The 15,850-nt window shown below is 52.2% G+C and carries 14 protein-coding genes, 1 tRNA gene and 2 CRISPR repeat arrays (1 of these 17 cut by a window edge); of the genes, 6 read left to right on the forward strand and 9 right to left on the reverse strand.

The window, feature by feature from the left end; all coding sequences use genetic code 11:
- Positions 1-43: 43 nt before the first annotated feature.
- From ACI0FG_RS08920 to ACI0FG_RS08935, 4 genes are all read left to right on the forward strand, one after another.
- Positions 44-1,729, forward strand: coding sequence for a YcaO-like family protein (locus ACI0FG_RS08920; protein ID WP_419788187.1), 1,686 nt, complete (start codon positions 44-46; stop codon positions 1,727-1,729).
- 69 nt (positions 1,730-1,798) lie between these two features.
- Positions 1,799-1,885, forward strand: a tRNA-Leu gene (locus ACI0FG_RS08925).
- Positions 1,886-2,149: 264 nt separating this feature from the next.
- Positions 2,150-2,545 carry a hypothetical protein gene (locus ACI0FG_RS08930; RefSeq protein WP_419788188.1) on the forward strand — a complete coding sequence of 132 codons (396 nt, stop codon included), beginning with the start codon at positions 2,150-2,152 and terminating at the stop codon, positions 2,543-2,545.
- On the forward strand, positions 2,538-3,005 hold the full coding sequence (locus tag ACI0FG_RS08935; protein WP_419788189.1) for a site-specific integrase: 468 nt from the start codon (positions 2,538-2,540) through the stop codon (positions 3,003-3,005). Before ACI0FG_RS08930 ends, ACI0FG_RS08935 begins: the two co-directional genes overlap by 8 nt.
- A gap of 38 nt (positions 3,006-3,043) precedes the next feature.
- On the opposite strand, the gene ACI0FG_RS08940 is transcribed toward ACI0FG_RS08935, so the two are convergent.
- The 9 genes from ACI0FG_RS08940 to ACI0FG_RS08980 form a co-directional block, all read right to left on the reverse strand.
- Positions 3,044-3,373, reverse strand: coding sequence for a hypothetical protein (locus tag ACI0FG_RS08940; protein ID WP_419788190.1), 330 nt, complete (start codon positions 3,371-3,373; stop codon positions 3,044-3,046).
- 17 nt (positions 3,374-3,390) lie between these two features.
- Positions 3,391-3,777 (reverse strand): hypothetical protein, encoded by a 387-nt coding sequence (locus ACI0FG_RS08945; protein ID WP_419788191.1) that lies wholly within the window; start codon positions 3,775-3,777, stop codon positions 3,391-3,393.
- 99 nt (positions 3,778-3,876) lie between these two features.
- Positions 3,877-4,860 (reverse strand): type III-B CRISPR module RAMP protein Cmr6, encoded by a 984-nt coding sequence (gene cmr6 / locus ACI0FG_RS08950; protein WP_419788192.1) that lies wholly within the window; start codon positions 4,858-4,860, stop codon positions 3,877-3,879.
- A 3-nt stretch (positions 4,861-4,863) separates the two neighbouring features.
- Entirely contained in the window at positions 4,864-5,253 is a 390-nt protein-coding gene (gene cmr5 / locus ACI0FG_RS08955; RefSeq protein WP_419788193.1) for a type III-B CRISPR module-associated protein Cmr5, read from the reverse strand.
- Positions 5,246-6,100 carry a type III-B CRISPR module RAMP protein Cmr4 gene (gene cmr4, locus ACI0FG_RS08960; RefSeq protein ID WP_419788194.1) on the reverse strand — a complete coding sequence of 285 codons (855 nt, stop codon included), beginning with the start codon at positions 6,098-6,100 and terminating at the stop codon, positions 5,246-5,248. The genes cmr5 and cmr4 overlap by 8 nt, the downstream gene beginning before the upstream one ends.
- On the reverse strand, positions 6,097-7,230 hold the full coding sequence (locus tag ACI0FG_RS08965; protein WP_419788195.1) for a type III-B CRISPR module-associated Cmr3 family protein: 1,134 nt from the start codon (positions 7,228-7,230) through the stop codon (positions 6,097-6,099). Before ACI0FG_RS08965 ends, cmr4 begins: the two co-directional genes overlap by 4 nt.
- Positions 7,230-9,095: a type III-B CRISPR-associated protein Cas10/Cmr2 gene (cas10, locus tag ACI0FG_RS08970; RefSeq protein ID WP_419788196.1), complete on the reverse strand. Its 1,866-nt coding sequence runs from the start codon at positions 9,093-9,095 to the stop codon at positions 7,230-7,232. The genes ACI0FG_RS08965 and cas10 overlap by 1 nt, the downstream gene beginning before the upstream one ends.
- Before the next feature lie 18 nt (positions 9,096-9,113).
- Positions 9,114-10,250, reverse strand: coding sequence for a type III-B CRISPR module RAMP protein Cmr1 (gene cmr1 / locus ACI0FG_RS08975; protein ID WP_419788197.1), 1,137 nt, complete (start codon positions 10,248-10,250; stop codon positions 9,114-9,116).
- Between the two features lie 473 nt (positions 10,251-10,723).
- A CRISPR array of direct repeats spans positions 10,724-11,710; the repeat unit is 35 nt; unit sequence GTTTCAATGCCTCAATTGGCTTTGCTCACTGCAAG.
- 302 nt (positions 11,711-12,012) lie between these two features.
- Complete coding sequence (locus ACI0FG_RS08980; RefSeq protein ID WP_419788198.1) at positions 12,013-12,300, reverse strand: hypothetical protein; 288 nt, start codon at positions 12,298-12,300, stop codon at positions 12,013-12,015.
- A gap of 285 nt (positions 12,301-12,585) precedes the next feature.
- On the opposite strand from ACI0FG_RS08980, the gene cas1 reads away from it, so the two are divergent.
- Positions 12,586-15,102 (forward strand): CRISPR-associated endonuclease Cas1, encoded by a 2,517-nt coding sequence (gene cas1, locus ACI0FG_RS08985; protein WP_419788199.1) that lies wholly within the window; start codon positions 12,586-12,588, stop codon positions 15,100-15,102.
- Complete coding sequence (gene cas2, locus ACI0FG_RS08990; RefSeq protein ID WP_419788200.1) at positions 15,099-15,380, forward strand: CRISPR-associated endonuclease Cas2; 282 nt, start codon at positions 15,099-15,101, stop codon at positions 15,378-15,380. The genes cas1 and cas2 overlap by 4 nt, the downstream gene beginning before the upstream one ends.
- A 272-nt stretch (positions 15,381-15,652) precedes the next feature.
- Positions 15,653-15,850: a CRISPR direct-repeat array (repeat unit 35 nt; unit sequence CTTGCAGTGACCAAGGCCAATTGAGGCATTGAAAC); it runs 128 nt beyond the window's last position.

Here is a 15,850-nt window from a genome sequence, read left to right on the forward strand (position 1 = left end):
TGGGGAATCGGATAAAAATGAAGAGGGAAACCAGAGGGAGACCATGCGCTACAAGCTGCAAATGATGAATACCGACTTCGGCGTGGGCATGTTCGCGGCACTGCCCGAACCGAACCTGAGCTTCAACGAGATGACCGATCATCTCCGCCGTCATCCATACGATGATTACATGCACGAGTTCGTGCTCCAGGGCTTCAAGGACTTCAGAACCCGCAAGCTCAAGAAACTCATCCAGGAAGTAATGCGGGACAACGGCGCGTCCGATCCCGTTCTGACAGCCGTCATGTACGAGGCCTGCCTATGCCACGAACGCCAGCGCCAACTCCTGCCCCTCTTCGACGGCCTGAATGTGGAAGCGCTGAACGATCATACCCCGGCCATCCACATCCGCTCCCGCCTGCTGCCGGATCAGGAGGCCCACAACCGCTGGATTCGCATGTTCGAGGAGAACCTCTTTTCCCTGGAACCGCTCGTTCACCCGGAGGCCATGGGGATTGAACCACTTTTTGACGAGGCATCCCTCCCGAAAAACGAGGCCACACCGGCGGTCAAAGTAAGGGGTGATCTTGAAGGCAAGCTTCCCCCTGCCAAGGAACGCTGTTCCTTGGAAGAAACACTGGACCGCGCCTTCACGGCACTGGACAAGGCGGACGCCTTCCTCGGCCCGGTCATGGCGCACAAGGCTTCCCTCTCGCCCATCGCCAGTCTCCGACATTGGATGGTCAAAACCCGAAGCGTAAACGGCCGCCTCTCCAACTCCCTACAGGGGATTCAGACCAGCTATGGCCGAGGCCTTTCCCGCACCCAGGCCGACACATCCTGCGCCATGGAAATGGCCGAACGCTTTTCTTCCTACGCCTCATTCGGGCCCAAAGGGGTCCTCGGCTACGTCAACGAGTATCCGCTTACCTGTGCCTCCGCAGACGAACTCACAGCCGCGCACCTCGATATCGGCAAGGTGCGGCTGGAAGTCCCCTACGCAGGACAAAAGCTGCACTGGTTCGAAGGTCACACCCCGGACGGCAATGGTGGTACGGAACCGATTCTCATCCCGGCGCAATTCGTATTTCTGTTCTGCAACCTGGACGAGCAGAACCTCTTCTCGGCACTGGGGTCCACGGGCCTGGCATCCGGCAATACCATGGCCGAGGCCAAAGTCGCGGCCCTGACCGAAGTTATTGAGAGAGACGCCGACGCGACCATCCCCTTTGATCCGCGCCGCTGTTTCCGTCTTGAAACCAGTGATCCGTTTATCGGCCCCCTGCTTCATAACTATCAGGAAGACGGAATCGACGTCTGGTTTGAGGATGTCACCACTGAGCTGGGGATTCCCTGCTACAAATCCATCGTCCTCGGACGCCATGGCGACGTCAACAAGGGCGGGGGTTGTTCCCTGAACGCCAAACGCGCGGTTCTTTCCGCCATGACCGAGACGGCCTACCCCTATCCCGGCCCGGCCAGCGCCCCCGCGCCCGAGGGGCTGGCAACCCGCAGGCTGGAGGACCTCCCCGACCTCTCCACCGGAAGCGCCGAAGGCGACCTCATGGTTCTGGAAGCAACCCTTGCGGCCAACGGCTACCAGCCCGCCTATGCCGACCTGACCCGCGCCGACTTGAACATACCGGTAGTCCGTGCCATCATCCCCGGCCTGGAGATCGTCTCGGACTTCGACCAGTACTCCCGCGTCAGCCCCCGGCTCTACCGCAATTATCTTGAGGCGTTGAAATAACCAAACAGGACAACAAACCGCAAAACACATTGACGAGCCGCTCCCAAGCGGCTAACCAAGTCATCCCACGCCTGGGTGGTGGAATTGGTAGACACCAGGGACTTAAAATCCCTTGCTCTCCGGAGCGTGCGGGTTCAAATCCCGCCCCAGGTACCAAAAATTAAAAGAGTTTTTGAGAGAAATCTCATAAACTCTTTTTCTTTTACCATCAAATTGACAACACAGTGACACCGTGGTTTAAAATGTCACCCGAAAGGAATCAAAATAGCCACGATCTGGAAGAAAGAATTCAAAAGCAGCAAGGGCAAGAATGAAGTCCGCTATGTCGCTCGCGTCAGGCGCAAAGGACACAAGCCTCTCAGCAAATCTTTCAAGCGCAAAGGCGACGCCGATAAATGGGCGCGAGATATTGAGTCCGAAATGGATAAAGGTATTTTCGTATCCAGGGAAGCAGCAGAAGGAACCACTCTGGCCGAAGCCATTGAGCGCTACATCGACGAGTATATCAAAATTTGGCTAAAACACTCAAAACGGGAAACAGACAGAGCCAATGCAATTAAAGATAGAGACATCGGCAGACTCTACTTGGCCCGGATCCGCGGCAAAGAAATTGCGGCCTTTATTAAAGAACGCGAAGCCGAAGGAGTTGTTGGCAACACCATCCGCCTAGATTTGGCTCTTCTTTCGAAGCTCTTTGAGATTGCGCGTAGAGACTGGGACATGGAGTCCCTACCCCACCCAATTAGCTCACAAGCCCAAAACGGGCCAAAATCGAACCCGGCGCCTAGAAGATGGAGAAGAGGAAAAATTGCTTGAACATGCTTCTGACAAACTCAAGCCGATCATCCTTTTCGCCCTAGAGACCACAATGAGGCGAGCTGAGATTGCCGGCCTTGATTGGGCTGGCGTTGATTTGAAGAACTCCTCTCTCTACCTTGCTGAAACCAAGAACTTTGAAGAAAGAACTATCCCACTCTCTCCGACAGCCATTGATATTCTCAAGGGACTGCCCAGACAAATCCAAGGCTCAGTTTTCGAGCTTTCAGCTGACCAGATTACTGGCCATATGAGACGGGCCGTTAACTCCGCAGAAATAGAGGACCTTCGATTCCATGACCTAAGGCACGAGGCCATATCACGTTTATTTGAGAATACAGACTTGGACACCATGGAGATCAAAATGATCTCTGGCCATAAGTCAATGCAAATGCTAGCGCGATATAGCCATCTGAGAGCGAACAAACTGGTAGAAAGATTGGCAGGCGCAAAACGCTAACCCAACGTAATTCTTTTTTTGACCATTTACTTGTGGATTTAAGCCAAGGTATCTACAGAAAGATTTATCACATCCTTCTCAGTTTCAATAAATGCCTCCCCTATTTCATGTGCCATATCGCCTATGATCATCATCACAACCAAATGATCTATTGTCGGTTCCAAACCCAAAAGGTTAGTTGTCGCCTGAACTAAGCTCAAAGCCGTCGAATGCGTAGGGTCAGTCGTGCCCGAATTACTTTGCAAAATGAGCAGGATGCCTGTCTCTGCTCCATAGAGCCCAAGCCGACTCAAAAGCCCCTTGGGTCCAGCATGAATGCTTTGGCTTGCCACCATAAAATCGTCGCTCAGTGGTCCAAAAAACCGCACCCATCTCTATCATCCTGTCACGACTGTTTCACAAATCGCACAAATTCTTGTTCTGTGCAGGGAATAGTCAACACACCATCATTAGATTCTTTCAATATATTGTCGATCTGCATAAGAAATGTCGGCGTATTTAAATACTGCAATTGAAATCTTTCGCCATCAACAGTAGGTATCATGCCAATCCTCCCAAGAACCTCCGCTCTTGAAAAATCCCCCCTGCGTATATCGACAGGCAACTTAATTGTTTCGGAGCCATGCTGCAATACAACCTGTATGGACGCTTTCAGCCTACGCCTTTCTTTCGCCAACATGCGATACGCCCTCCCGGACTGAATTCCGGCAAACAGTGAAAACAGCGCCCCAACAATACTGGCTATCCCTGCGACTAAATTAAACGTTGTCATTGCATCTCCTAATTTGCGTAACTATGTGGCTGTACGATTTACCTTATGCTTTTGTACGGTATTGACCGAACAATTATGAACCAGCACTCCACACAGCACTCAACCTGCGCCGTTAAGAATATCCCCCAACTTGAACTCCTTGCCCGTCTTTTTCTTTTTCTTCATGGTTTTCGCAATGGCCTCCATGATGGCGGAGTTTCTTACATGAGCGATGGCTCTCGATCGTTGGCTCCCCGATAGTTTACCAAGCTCCTCCGCGATCCAATCATACGGCACAGGGGTTCGCCTCGGAAAGTTCTGCCCATCAAACCAGTCTTCGAAAGAGACAGAAACTACTGAAAGCTTCCCATAGTCGGACGATGTTTTGGCACCGAGCCCCTGTTCTGGAAGAGCTTCGTTGATCCAAGCCTCAACCATTTTCATATGCTCTTTGGATGTCCTGCTAGTAGGCAGCACGCCAAACTGGAACCCCTGTCCGGCAGCAACGGCGAGAAACGGTATGGGCACCGGGGCGTGCCAATCACCGGGGACGTCCTCCTTCTGATGGTATGGCGCATAATGAGGGGTCATGCATTCCGGCTTTAGATACACTGGACCTCGCGGAATCATATCTAAAAAAATAATGCTTCCTTCTCCGGGGTCGCCAAATATCTCCTGGATGACTTCAGCCTTTGTGCCTGTCCATTCCCGAGCCCAGGACTTGATGGCCCCCTTCACTCCACTACCCGGCAAATACGGCACACCGAGCTGATAGTGCCAGGCAAAACCATTCTCTATCGGATGGTCCAGCCCCATTCCAGTAACAAAGGATTTGCTGGTGTTACACTGGATACACAAGCCTTCATGATGCTTAACCAGAGCCTCTTGCCGCTTGAGCATTTCCGTGATGAGTACACGTTCACCGATTGCCCCATTAGAGACCGTCTTGATCCATTCGATCTTTTGCGTTCCTAGGCCTCTGTTCCAATCTTTGTCCGGCCAAAGATTACAAAACTTGTTATACCAGAGACCGGCATTGCACACGTTGGGCCGACGCCTTGGAAACGGCTGGGTTGTATCAAGATAGAGCGGAAGGCTACACATGACTCAATCCCCCTCCGCCGAAAGATATGCCTGCGTGAATTTCTTCAGCCAGATGCTCAGACCGAGCAACTCCACTTGCGCCTGAATATATTGGTCCTGGCTTCGGTTAGTTAGAGCCTCAAGAAGATCTGTCGTCCCAAAATACGGCGAAGAGACCTCATTCTCCTCGCACATCCAAAGACGCAAATCTTCATACAGAAGCTTGCAGCCTTTGTCTGAGTCGGACTTGGCCAGAAGCGAAGCCAAAGCTTGACCAAGCCCGTTGGCCAGAGCGATCGCGGGAAAGCTTTTGACTCTACCCGCATAATTTCCATAGTCGGACGAATCAGCGTGACTTGTAATTTGTCTCAGTGCAAATGCGGCCCTGCGCTGTTCCAGTGTTCTGTTACTCATCCCTATTGCCTCCTGGACGCCCACACAGTTCCTCTGGCTGTCGCATGGCCACGGCAAACCAACCTTGCCCCACGGTCTCGTTACCACCCAAACGCAAATAGGGATGCTCTGTAAACAAGGTTTCCAGCCCCGTTTTCTCCACTTCTTCCCGTTCCGCAATCAGGCAGTAAAACAGACTGTCCGGCGGGAGGCTTTCCTCGTACCAAAGGTTCTTGCTCTGCTTGGTGTCGTTGTCCAGGCAGTTCCGAGCAGTGACGGGCAGACCGTAGGACGCGAACCACTGGAAATCCTCATTGTGCAGGATGCAAAGTTGAGTATCGAGGCGTTGCTCTGTGGTGCCATGTGGAATGAGTTGACGAAGAGCGCGGCACACATCCGCGGGCGCGGAACCGACTAGAGAAAACATTTGCTCTTCCAAAAAAAGGGAACCCTCCCCGAAACTCAGGACCGAATGCTTACCCACCGTGGGCAATTCAAAAGGGGCCGTTTGACCACAAAACTTGAGATCACGCAGGTACCGCTCCAAAAGCAGCGGACACGTAAGCCACCTATACTGACTATTCAAACTGCGAACCGGAAGAAGAAGCAACTTGGCATCGAAGGGGAGAATAAGTCCGGCTTTGTCCGGTTCTCCAAAGCAAACAGTCACCTTGGGATCATCGTCCGCAACGCCCCAAGTTGTCCGAGCTTTCTCGCGCAAGGCCCCCTTAACCCCCGACCCTGGGACATAGGGGTACTGGGTACTCGCTTCACGGTTGACGGGCTTGTCAATGGCTCCCCCGGATGTGCTCTCTGCTCCTGGATGAATGAATGTTTCGGCTAAAAGGCCGAGGATAGTAGTTTTCACGAATGTGCCTCCTTTGTGGGCCAGACACCAATGGCGGCAAGCCCGAATCCATATTCTGTGCGCTGCCCCAAACGAATGGCCGTATCCAATAGAATGGAATCCAAGTTGCGACTTTCTGCCGTACAGAACAGTACACTGCCAGCAGGCAAAAGAGGACGAAGAGCAAGAGGCTGGTGCTTGATGGAGCACCACCCCCCCAACTTGAGAGGACGATCCAGACAGGCGCTGACAAGCGTGAGCCCTTCTGTGCCCGGCAGTGATTTTCCCGGTTCAAGCGGAGCATCGGCAAAGTCAACCGGAGTGAGAAAAACCAGGGCGATAGAGGAACCATCTGCAGGCCGAACATGTTGCGGTAAAGGAATCTCTTGCACATCACTCAATGCGGCCACTCGTCCTTCCCCGCCAAAGGGTATGAACCCACTCGGGACGATCCACTCTTGCGGCACTCCGGCCACCCCCATGCACATATGCACGTCTTTGCGTAAACGTATATGCACGGTGCTGAACAGGCCATCAGCCCCGGTTGTCCGCTCTTTGGGTTGGCGTTGAATGCCGATCCGACTTTCAGGAAGCCAGATTGTCGACGCCGGAAGAATGGTTTCGGGTGCTGGCAATTGCCCTCTAAGAATGGCGTCCATGCCCGCAAGCGTCACATAGGCATCGGGAATATTCTTCAGCTCATCCAGATTTTCATTTGGCATACATTTTACGGGTTGCGGCAAACAAACCGGCCCAGCAGCAAGATCACAACGAACCGGAGCGCCTGGGGCAAGCAATGCTGCGGGGTTCCATACTGGTTCCTGGCCGTTGCCGAGGTCCTGCAGTCTACCAAGCAAATGCCGGGGCACGGGGAAGACTGGTTGGTTTTCCAGACATAAAAAAGGCCCCATGAATTGCAGCTTGCCCAAGTTTTGTTCTGATCCAAGCACGTCTTGGATATCCTGAGTCCATTTGCTCCTTCCGGACCAGCCATTGCTCCGGGCCAGCGAGGCACGCAATGCCCCTACAACCGTGTGAGCCTGGGGAGGAAAAGCACTTTCGGTCTTGGTGACGGGCGTCTCGCCAAGGTGCATGGGCCGCCCGGTACGGAAAAACCAGGAATCTATCTGCTCCAGAGCTATCCAATGCATTATTCACCTCCCGTGGATATGCGTTCCCCAGAAGCGGTGAAAAAGCGAGCGATCATCAGGCCGTCCGGAAGAAAACTGCTATCGCCATACGGGACGCAGGCCTTGAACATGTAATCCACAAATTTCGTGGCTTCCTCAAGCTTGGCGGCATGTGCGCTTCCCTCAGTGTCACCACGGTCGGGCCAGTGGTCGCGCGCTTTGAGATAATCGGCCACAAAAATTTTCCTGAATTCCAGATCCTCGAGCATAGGATACGGGGTACCTGGTTTTGTCGAGGCGTTCGAACTAAGAAGATGCAGTGTCTCAATCACACGAAAAAGGAAGGACGACGACACATTGCGGTCAATAGTTTCGGTACGGTTCATCTCCGTACAAAGTGTGTCCAGATGGGAGAAATGCTCCCATTTCCCGCTCCAGACAGCATGTTCTCCTTCTCCCTTGAGCACACAGACTGCAACGGCATCCCGCCCCGTGAACTCCTTGGCGCGTTCATCAAGCATGACATGCGCTTTGTGGAGCACCTCCAAAAGCGGGGTATTGAAATGCGCGAACACAATCGCGGCGGATATGGTGAATCGGTCGAAGGGAAAACCGGATTCGGGAAATGTCTTAGCGTAGGCGTTGCGGAGCTCCTGGGCCGCAGCAAAGGCTTTGTCTTTAGGAAGCATCGCGAGCACATCGTCGCCACCAGCATACACCGCGACTCCATTAAACTCCTCAAGAATTCCATTCACTTTTTGCGTGAAGCTCTGCAATGCCAGTGAGATCTCCGCCCGCTCTTCCGGCAAGGCTCGCAGCATCTTCCCCATGCGATCCCCATCCATTACCAGTAAGGCATAATGGGGAGTCGGCGTGTCGCCAACCGCATCGTAGAGCGCCTTCAACGCCTTGTGGATGCTGTCTCGCTTATCGGAACCCACGTCTCCCAACTCAACCCGATCCTTGCCGTTGAGAATGGGCGCTTCAAAAAGCAGATCACCGTCGAGATTGCAGAACCGCTCCCCGTGCATATCCTGAAAAGCAGAAACCCTATTGGAATATTCGCCGAAGATCCTTCCGAGATTTTCAGAACGCAAATGGGAGAGATACTCTTCCGTTGCAGGGTGCGTGTGCGACTCAATCATAAAGGGCAACGCGGCCATGTAGGCTGTGGACGGCCAGTTCATTACGTTCACTTCCCAACCGATGGCTTCTTGGGCCACACGAGGAAAGAGCCGTTTGATAAGGGCGATGGAACAAAGGCGCTCATCGGCTCGAAGATCGTGCTCACCCTGACCGGGGCTATTTCTGATGCTACCCCAAAAGGCATCTTGCTGCTTGCGGTTTTGCGCCCGAAAATAGCCGGAAATTTCCTGCCAACCCGCCATGATGACGCATTGCTCCCCCTCTTCGGAAAGAACGGAGGGACTGCGCCAGGCCTTACGTGCATTCAGTGCGCCTTCTGCGCCTTCACACCAATATATTTCCCAGAAATTGCCGACCTGCCGATCCCAGATAGCCTTGGTATCCTTGCCGCCAGTCTGTACTGGCTCCACAAAACGCTTCCAGACGGCATCCGCAATTTGCTTCCAGGCTGAACGAACGGCCTGTTCCGGGGCCTCAAGATATTTTGCCGGGAGCTCCGCCACAAATCGATTGGGCAATGAACCAATAAAAGGCGTTCCCTGTTTGGTGCTGATGGCTTTGATGAGGTTATCGTTTTGCACATCCGGAAAGAGTATCCGGCCCCCATTCGCCAGGACGCTGCACATGGCCTTGCCGGTAAGAAAAGAAAGGAGGAATGAGCCAGCCCATAAGTCCCGTGTGCGCCGCGCCTGGGCAACGAACTCCTGCACCGGGCCGAGGGAGAAATGATACATACTCATATCGAGTCCTTGTGTGAATTAGGGGAGAATGGGCACCCTGTTGGGAAAATAGGCGGGTTTTACATCTGTCCCGCTATGGGTCAAGAAATCGCGGATTATCTTATACTCCGCCTTCTGTGGCACAAGCTTTCCGGCTGCATTGATTTTTTCCTCCCGAGGCAGGAAATCACTCTCAAGCAACGTGGAAAGAGCACAATAGTTTCCCGAACCAAACTCATGAATATGGAATATGAGTGGACTTGCCCGACGGTCATTCTTTTCCGGCTTACACGACGGCTTTGTCTCCGTTTCCCTGTCATAATACTTGTGCGGCAAACCAAATACGACACGTTCAGGATGAAAATCCACAGGGCATCTAGCAGGATCTTTGCACCAGTCATGGTCAAGTTCAAAATTACGCTCAGATTTTCTTCCTTGAACAATCCCACTCACCCCTGCGCTTCTGTATCTGAGCATGGCCAGCCCGACAAAATCCAAAAGCACCAGCGGGTCTGCGTCATCTTCAAGGTGGTCAACTCTTGCGCGCGCGGAAAAGGCAGAATACAGAGGTAATCCAGCACACGACAATGTGCTGCCAAGCAGACCTTGCAGCTCATTCTTCAATTCTTGATATGAGGTCGGGCGATCCCATATTATCTTGCCGTCATGTTTGAGCTCTTCAAGAGTAAGGCTACCGTATCCCTTGCGTGATCGGCTTCCCAGTCCGCCCAAGAGCCCCAATAATTTGAGAGCCGCAACGATAGAATCATCAACTTCCCGACGAAATCGGAGTTTCAAGGTGAAGGTCTGATTCTCGTTGATGTACGGACGGCGAGTAGCTCCGTACGCAAGATATTGTGCGCCAGGTTTGCCAGTTACCGACAACTTTGATGTAGTACGCAAAGAGGAATACTCGATTGTGGGGAGAAAGGCCCTCACACCATCTGCTGCCGATCCAAAGATTTTCGATTCCCGATTGCGCAGGTCTTTCATCCTTTCTGATTCGCTAACGCCCGGCGAATGATCCAGTTGATGCCAAGCCAAAGCTCTCCACCAGAATCCAAGTGCTCCCAAAAATGAAGTTGCCTTGAGTTCTGCGCAGTCTTGTTGCGCTCCTGCACAGAACATTGGAGTCACAATTCTATACTTGGCATTAAGAACAGAACCCTTTTTCATATGCCCCTCCAACCCCATCTGCGCACCCACACTCTTATACCACCATTCGCTAATATTATTCATGTACTTATACATTGGGGAGTTTTTTCACGCAAGAAAAATTGGGCATACGGTCAGAGCACACTTCGACTCATGGATTCCCATGATTCTGAGTTAAAAAACTCCAGGTCCTGGTAGCCGCAAGGTCCTATTCAGTCAGATTCGAATATACTTGGGAGAAGCCTTCCATAAGCCGGCGCAACAGCGTGAAAGCGAAATTCCGGAAGAGCGTTTAGGCAAAGAGCATGGAAACATGTTCATTGCCGATCAGGGTTTCTGACCACGCGGGTGTTTTGTTCCAACCGTTGGCAAGGATGAAAAGGTGGATCGCGAATACATCCGTGAACAAGAGCAGGAAGACAAGCGAATAGGCAACGGGAAGTCCGCCTTTAGGCGGTGCTTAAAGCCCCTGCCTTTGCCGGGGGTACTTTGACTTTACAATGCCTCAATTGGCTTTGGTCACTGCAAGAGATGGGCAACCAGACGGACGGTCACAAGCACAAGATGTTTCAATGCCTCAATTGGCTTTGCTCACTGCAAGGTACGAACACCGGCCTCCAGATCGCTCAGCACATGTCCGTTTCAATGCCTCAATTGGCTTTGCTCACTGCAAGTTAACTCTTAACAAAACAATGTAACAGGAGGAACTTCGTTTCAATGCCTCAATTGGCTTTGCTCACTGCAAGTTTCCAGGGAGAATATGGTCCTGAACATGGCCCGCAAGTTTCAATGCCTCAATTGGCTTTTGTCACTGCAAGTTCCTAAATTGAATACATCTAATGTAACTAATATGTTTGGGTTTCAATACCTCAATTGGCTTTGCTCACTGCAAGGTAGAATAGTAGAATGTCTTATCATTCTTGGTGTGATTTTGTTTCAATGCCTCAATTGGCTTTGCTCACTGCAAGCGATGCCGGCATCAATGGAAATGACCCAAAGGATACGTTTCAATGCCTCAATTGGCTTTGCTCACTGCAAGTCAAGGGCTACGAAGGAGTTCGTTACGACGACTACGCGTTTCAATGCCTCAATTGGCTTTGGTCACTGCAAGCAAATGAGGAAAACAATCGAAGCTACACGCTGCCGAATCTGTTTCAATGCCTCAATTGGCTTTGCTCACTGCAAGATATTCCTACCATTCAGATACCCAAGAAGGATTACAAAGTTTCAATGCCTCAATTGGCTTTGCTCACTGCAAGTTGTATTCATAGTGGGAATGATTCTTGGATACCTTTGGGTTTCAATGCCTCAATTGGCTTTGCTCACTGCAAGCCTTCTGTACAGGGATATCATCAGCCGTCGCTGAACAATGCGTTTCAATGCCTCAATTGGCTTTGCTCACTGCAAGCTCTATTTGTTACTCTTTTGAAAACTTATCAATAACTGGTTTCAATGCCTCAATTGGCTTTGCTCACTGCAAGAGTACCTCTCTGGAACCCGCGTGGCAAGGGCGCTCCCAGGGCTGTTTCCGTGGGTGACTGGAAATGTGCCGTTCTGCACTCCTCCAACGCGCATTTTTACCTTCATAAGTTACCCCGCAACCCGCATGGTTGAGCGATCCCGTGAGTGATTTTTCCGTTATATTTTAGGAACCATCTTGAATCATGGGGAAAAACACAGAAGAACACTCGTTTTTGCCCTCCCACGAAATCACCCACGCAAATAGCCACCAAAAAAACGACAACCAATTATTTTTACTTATTAAAAATCTCTATCAACACCTTCAGGCAATTTGTTCTCGCCCCACTCTCGGCAAACCCTTATCGCACTGTGTATCATATTTCGATTGCATCAAAAGACCTCTTTTGCATAGTGTATCAGGCAATGTATAAACGAGTTGTGTTTGTTCGCAAGGCGCACTGCAATAGCAGACCTTCACAGCACCAACAGCAACCACGTCGGAGCCATCATGGACATCTCCTGGCAACGTTTCCATATCAAACTGAAACTTCACCAGCCCAGACATTTCCATTTTTTCCATGGCGGCGTGGTACGAGGTCTTGTTCTGCATGCCCTGAAAACCCATCACCTGGGGCCGTGCATTGTTCCCGTTCCCTTTGAGTCAGGACAATCCATATTTCAGGCCGGACAGGAGTATGGATTCGGCCTCACTTTTACCGGAAACCAACCCGAACTTGCCGAAGGTGTTCGACACGAACTCCAGCGCATTGGCCAACTCCCATTGCGCACCGGCACACGGCCAACGCTGGAAGGCAACTTCGACCTCATATCCTTTGAACAGACACCCTTTCCAGACTTACAGGCTCAATGTCATGCCCTGAGCCAGGCTCCCCGATTGACGCTCCGTTTTCTCACTCCGCTTCGCATCAAGCGCCCGGACAGACTACAGACCCCCCTTCGCACCCATCTGGATGGCGACTGCTTCCCGGCCGACTATTTCTTACAACGGTTACACGCACGTCTGAGCAAGGTACTCAAGGCGGCACACGCGATTTCAGGACAAGACGCAAGGTTCGAAAAGCCTTCCATGCCTGAGGATGCCATCTCGGCACAGATCAAGGAAAACCGCCTGTACTGGCTGGACGCCCCACTGAAACGAGGCCAGGGAAAGTCGCTCGAACATGCCAAACCCCACCTGGGCGCAATGGGCTACGTGGTGTTGGCCAATGTTCCCGAGCAATGGCTGCCCCTATTAGTGATGGGGCAGTACCTGCACCTCGGTGAAAGCCTGGCCTTCGGCCTGGGCAGATACGTCATTGAGGAAGGCTACACACGCCAGGACGATCCATTTCGCCCCACACGCTCCATTCTGGACCAAGCCATGGACATGCCCGTGCTCCACGAAGCCGTACACCATGTTCTGGAAAGCTCCGACGCCACAAGCCTAGACTCCCAGTCACCCGCAGACTTTCAGGACAACGCCCAATTGCAAGACATCCGCTCGGCAGTCCTGGCAGGGAACTATACGCCATCCGCCTTGCAGGGGGTGCTCATCCCCAAGGCCAGCGGGGGGCTTCGTCCTTTGGCCATCCCCACCGTGCCCGACCGCATAACCCAACGGGCGGTTTACGCCACGCTCTCTCCGACAGTAGACACCCTGCTTGAAGACTGCAGCTATGCCTACCGCAAGGGCTTATCACGCCGAGGCGCAGCAAATGCCATTAACCGGGCATACAGGGAAGGATTCCGCTACGTGTTGGACGCGGACATCACTTGCTTCTTCGACTCGGTTCCGTGGGACCGACTGTTCGCCAAACTCGATGCGTTTTTTCCGTTCGATCCTGTGGTCAGATTGCTCAAGCTTTGGACCACCGCTCCTGTGATGTTTGATGACCGACGGATCGAAAGAAGCTGTGGCCTTCCACAAGGCTCGTCCGTATCGCCCCTGCTGGCTAATTTATATTTGGATGAATTTGATGAAGAATTGCTGGGCGCGGACTTCCGACTGGTGCGTTATGCCGATGATTTCGTTGTGCTGTGCCGTGACATGGACGCAGCCAAGGCAGCCTGGAACAAATCGGCACAAGCCCTGCACAAGCTCGGCCTGTCGCTGCATCCGGACAAAACCGGAATCCGCGACATCGACCATGGCTTCACTTATTTAGGTTTCTTATTCTGCCGTTCCCTGGTGCTGGAAAAGCAAAAAGACAGCATCGCCAACAATTCGAACGAAACTTCCGCCCCCATCAAATTCCCTACCTGTTCCTGGCTGGCCCAGGTTCCCATGCAGCGGCTCATGGATCTTGCACACCACGGTTCCGCCACGTCTCAGTCGCCTGTTTCCGCGCCTCAGGATCGCACAACTGAGGACAATCCAGTACCGGAACGAAGTATCGCATCTGATGTCCAGCCGGACGAAAAAAAGCTGCCTCTGTACATCCTGGACCCGGAAGTGGAAGTAACCAAGTCGGGAAATGCTCTTGAAATTCGTCCACTGAAGGGAAGCCCTCAAACCATTCCGCTCAATGCACTATCACACACCGTATTCATAGGCAGACCTCGTCTGAGCCTGCCCGGTTTGCTGGGCATGCACCAAGCCGGGGTTCCCACCTTTTTTTGCCGCAGAAGCGGAGCATTGAACTTGGCCATTGACCAGGACAAACCAGACTGGAAACTTTGGATGGCTCAGGCTCGGCTGCAGGAAGACGAGGACAGACGGCTGGTTCTTTCACGGGCCATAGTCGCTGGAAAACTTTTCAATCAGGCTGGAACGCTTGTCCGTTTCAAACTTGTCGGGCCCGATGACGAGGCCGCTCGCCTGCGAGCGAAGGCGAGAATGTGTGAAAATGCAACCCACCTGGACGAACTGCGAGGCATAGAAGGAAGCGGCGCCACGCTCTATTTTCTGGCAATACGACGGGCTTTCCCCACCGAATGGGCTTTCCAGGGCCGAGAGAAACGGCCGCCGCCTGATCCGATCAATGCCATGCTCTCCTTTGGATACACCCTGTTGCATAATCATGTGTCCACAGCCTTACAAATAGCCGGATTCAATCCGCGCATAGGCGTGTACCATCAAATGCGCGGAACGCATCATGCCCTTGCTTCGGATGTTCAGGAAGAATTCCGCCATCTGGTTGACGGACTGGTGCTTTCCAAGGTCCACCGCCGTGAAGCCCGGCTGGAGCACTTTACAGCCGGGATCAGGGACGGGAAACAGTCCATCATCATGGACAATGCTTTTTGCAAGCGATTCATATCAGCTTTTGAGACACGGCTGTTGACCACATTCAAAGGCCCGGACGGCGAAAAAATCACATACCGGGCATGTATGGACCAACAAGCTGTTCGACTGCGCGAAACAATTCTAAAAGGGACTGCGACTTATACCCCCATGAGGATTCAGAGATGATGCATCTGGTGGTATACGACATAGAAGAGGACGATGTTCGTTTACGGGTTGCAAGAGCTCTGAAAAATGTAGGCCAGAGGGTGCAAAAATCCGTATTTGAATGCCGCATGGATGCGAAGGAAATGAAAAACCTGCTTGTCGCACTCAAGCATATTTTGAAAGACTCTCCTGAAGGCAACATCAGGCTGTACCGGCTCTGTACTGATTGTTTTGCCAAGTCGGTTGAGCTGGGAGAGGAAAACCCAAGCATTTATGGAGAAGCGTTCATTATCATTTAAATTTAGATCATTGCAATATTCATTTCATCCTATTGCGCGGATGATTGCATGGCAGGCCAAAAACAAGTTTTTTTGTAGATTTCCCCCATGATTCAAAATGGTTACTAAAAACTATCTTGAAAATCACTCACGGGATCGCTCAACCATGCGGGTTGCGGGGTAATTTAAGAGGGTAAAAATGTGCTTTGGTGGAGTGCAGAACGGCCCATTTCCAGTCACCCACGGAAGCGGCCCTGGGAACGCCCTTGCCACGCGGGTTCCAGAGAGGTACTCTTGCAGTGACCAAGGCCAATTGAGGCATTGAAACCCAAAGGTTGCGCCGGGTTGAGCCTGCCATGCGAAACTTGCAGTGACCAAGGCCAATTGAGGCATTGAAACTGGTTTTGTCTGGCTTGACCCGCAAGGAGCGGCCTAATCTTGCAGTGACCAAGGCCAATTGAGGCATTGAAACTCAAGCGGAGGCAGACTGC

The organism is Pseudodesulfovibrio sp. 7M6, assembly GCF_050058625.1.
In the GTDB taxonomy this organism is placed as follows: domain Bacteria; phylum Desulfobacterota; class Desulfovibrionia; order Desulfovibrionales; family Desulfovibrionaceae; genus Pseudodesulfovibrio; species Pseudodesulfovibrio salinus.

Excerpts from the sequence above, each read along its gene's own strand:
- cmr5 (WP_419788193.1), bottom strand. The coding sequence starts at position 5,253 with ATGAGTAACAGAACACTGGAACAGCGCAGGGCCGCATTTGCACTGAGA.
- ACI0FG_RS08965 (WP_419788195.1), bottom strand. The coding sequence starts at position 7,230 with ATGCATTGGATAGCTCTGGAGCAGATAGATTCCTGGTTTTTCCGTACC.
- cmr6 (WP_419788192.1), bottom strand. The coding sequence starts at position 4,860 with ATGTGTAGCCTTCCGCTCTATCTTGATACAACCCAGCCGTTTCCAAGG.
- ACI0FG_RS08980 (WP_419788198.1), bottom strand. The coding sequence starts at position 12,300 with ATGCAGAACAAGACCTCGTACCACGCCGCCATGGAAAAAATGGAAATG.
- ACI0FG_RS08930 (WP_419788188.1), top strand. The coding sequence starts at position 2,150 with ATGGATAAAGGTATTTTCGTATCCAGGGAAGCAGCAGAAGGAACCACT.
- ACI0FG_RS08920 (WP_419788187.1), top strand. The coding sequence starts at position 44 with ATGCGCTACAAGCTGCAAATGATGAATACCGACTTCGGCGTGGGCATG.
- ACI0FG_RS08945 (WP_419788191.1), bottom strand. The coding sequence starts at position 3,777 with ATGACAACGTTTAATTTAGTCGCAGGGATAGCCAGTATTGTTGGGGCG.
- cas10 (WP_419788196.1), bottom strand. The coding sequence starts at position 9,095 with ATGAGTATGTATCATTTCTCCCTCGGCCCGGTGCAGGAGTTCGTTGCC.
- cmr1 (WP_419788197.1), bottom strand. The coding sequence starts at position 10,250 with ATGAAAAAGGGTTCTGTTCTTAATGCCAAGTATAGAATTGTGACTCCA.
- cas2 (WP_419788200.1), top strand. The coding sequence starts at position 15,099 with ATGATGCATCTGGTGGTATACGACATAGAAGAGGACGATGTTCGTTTA.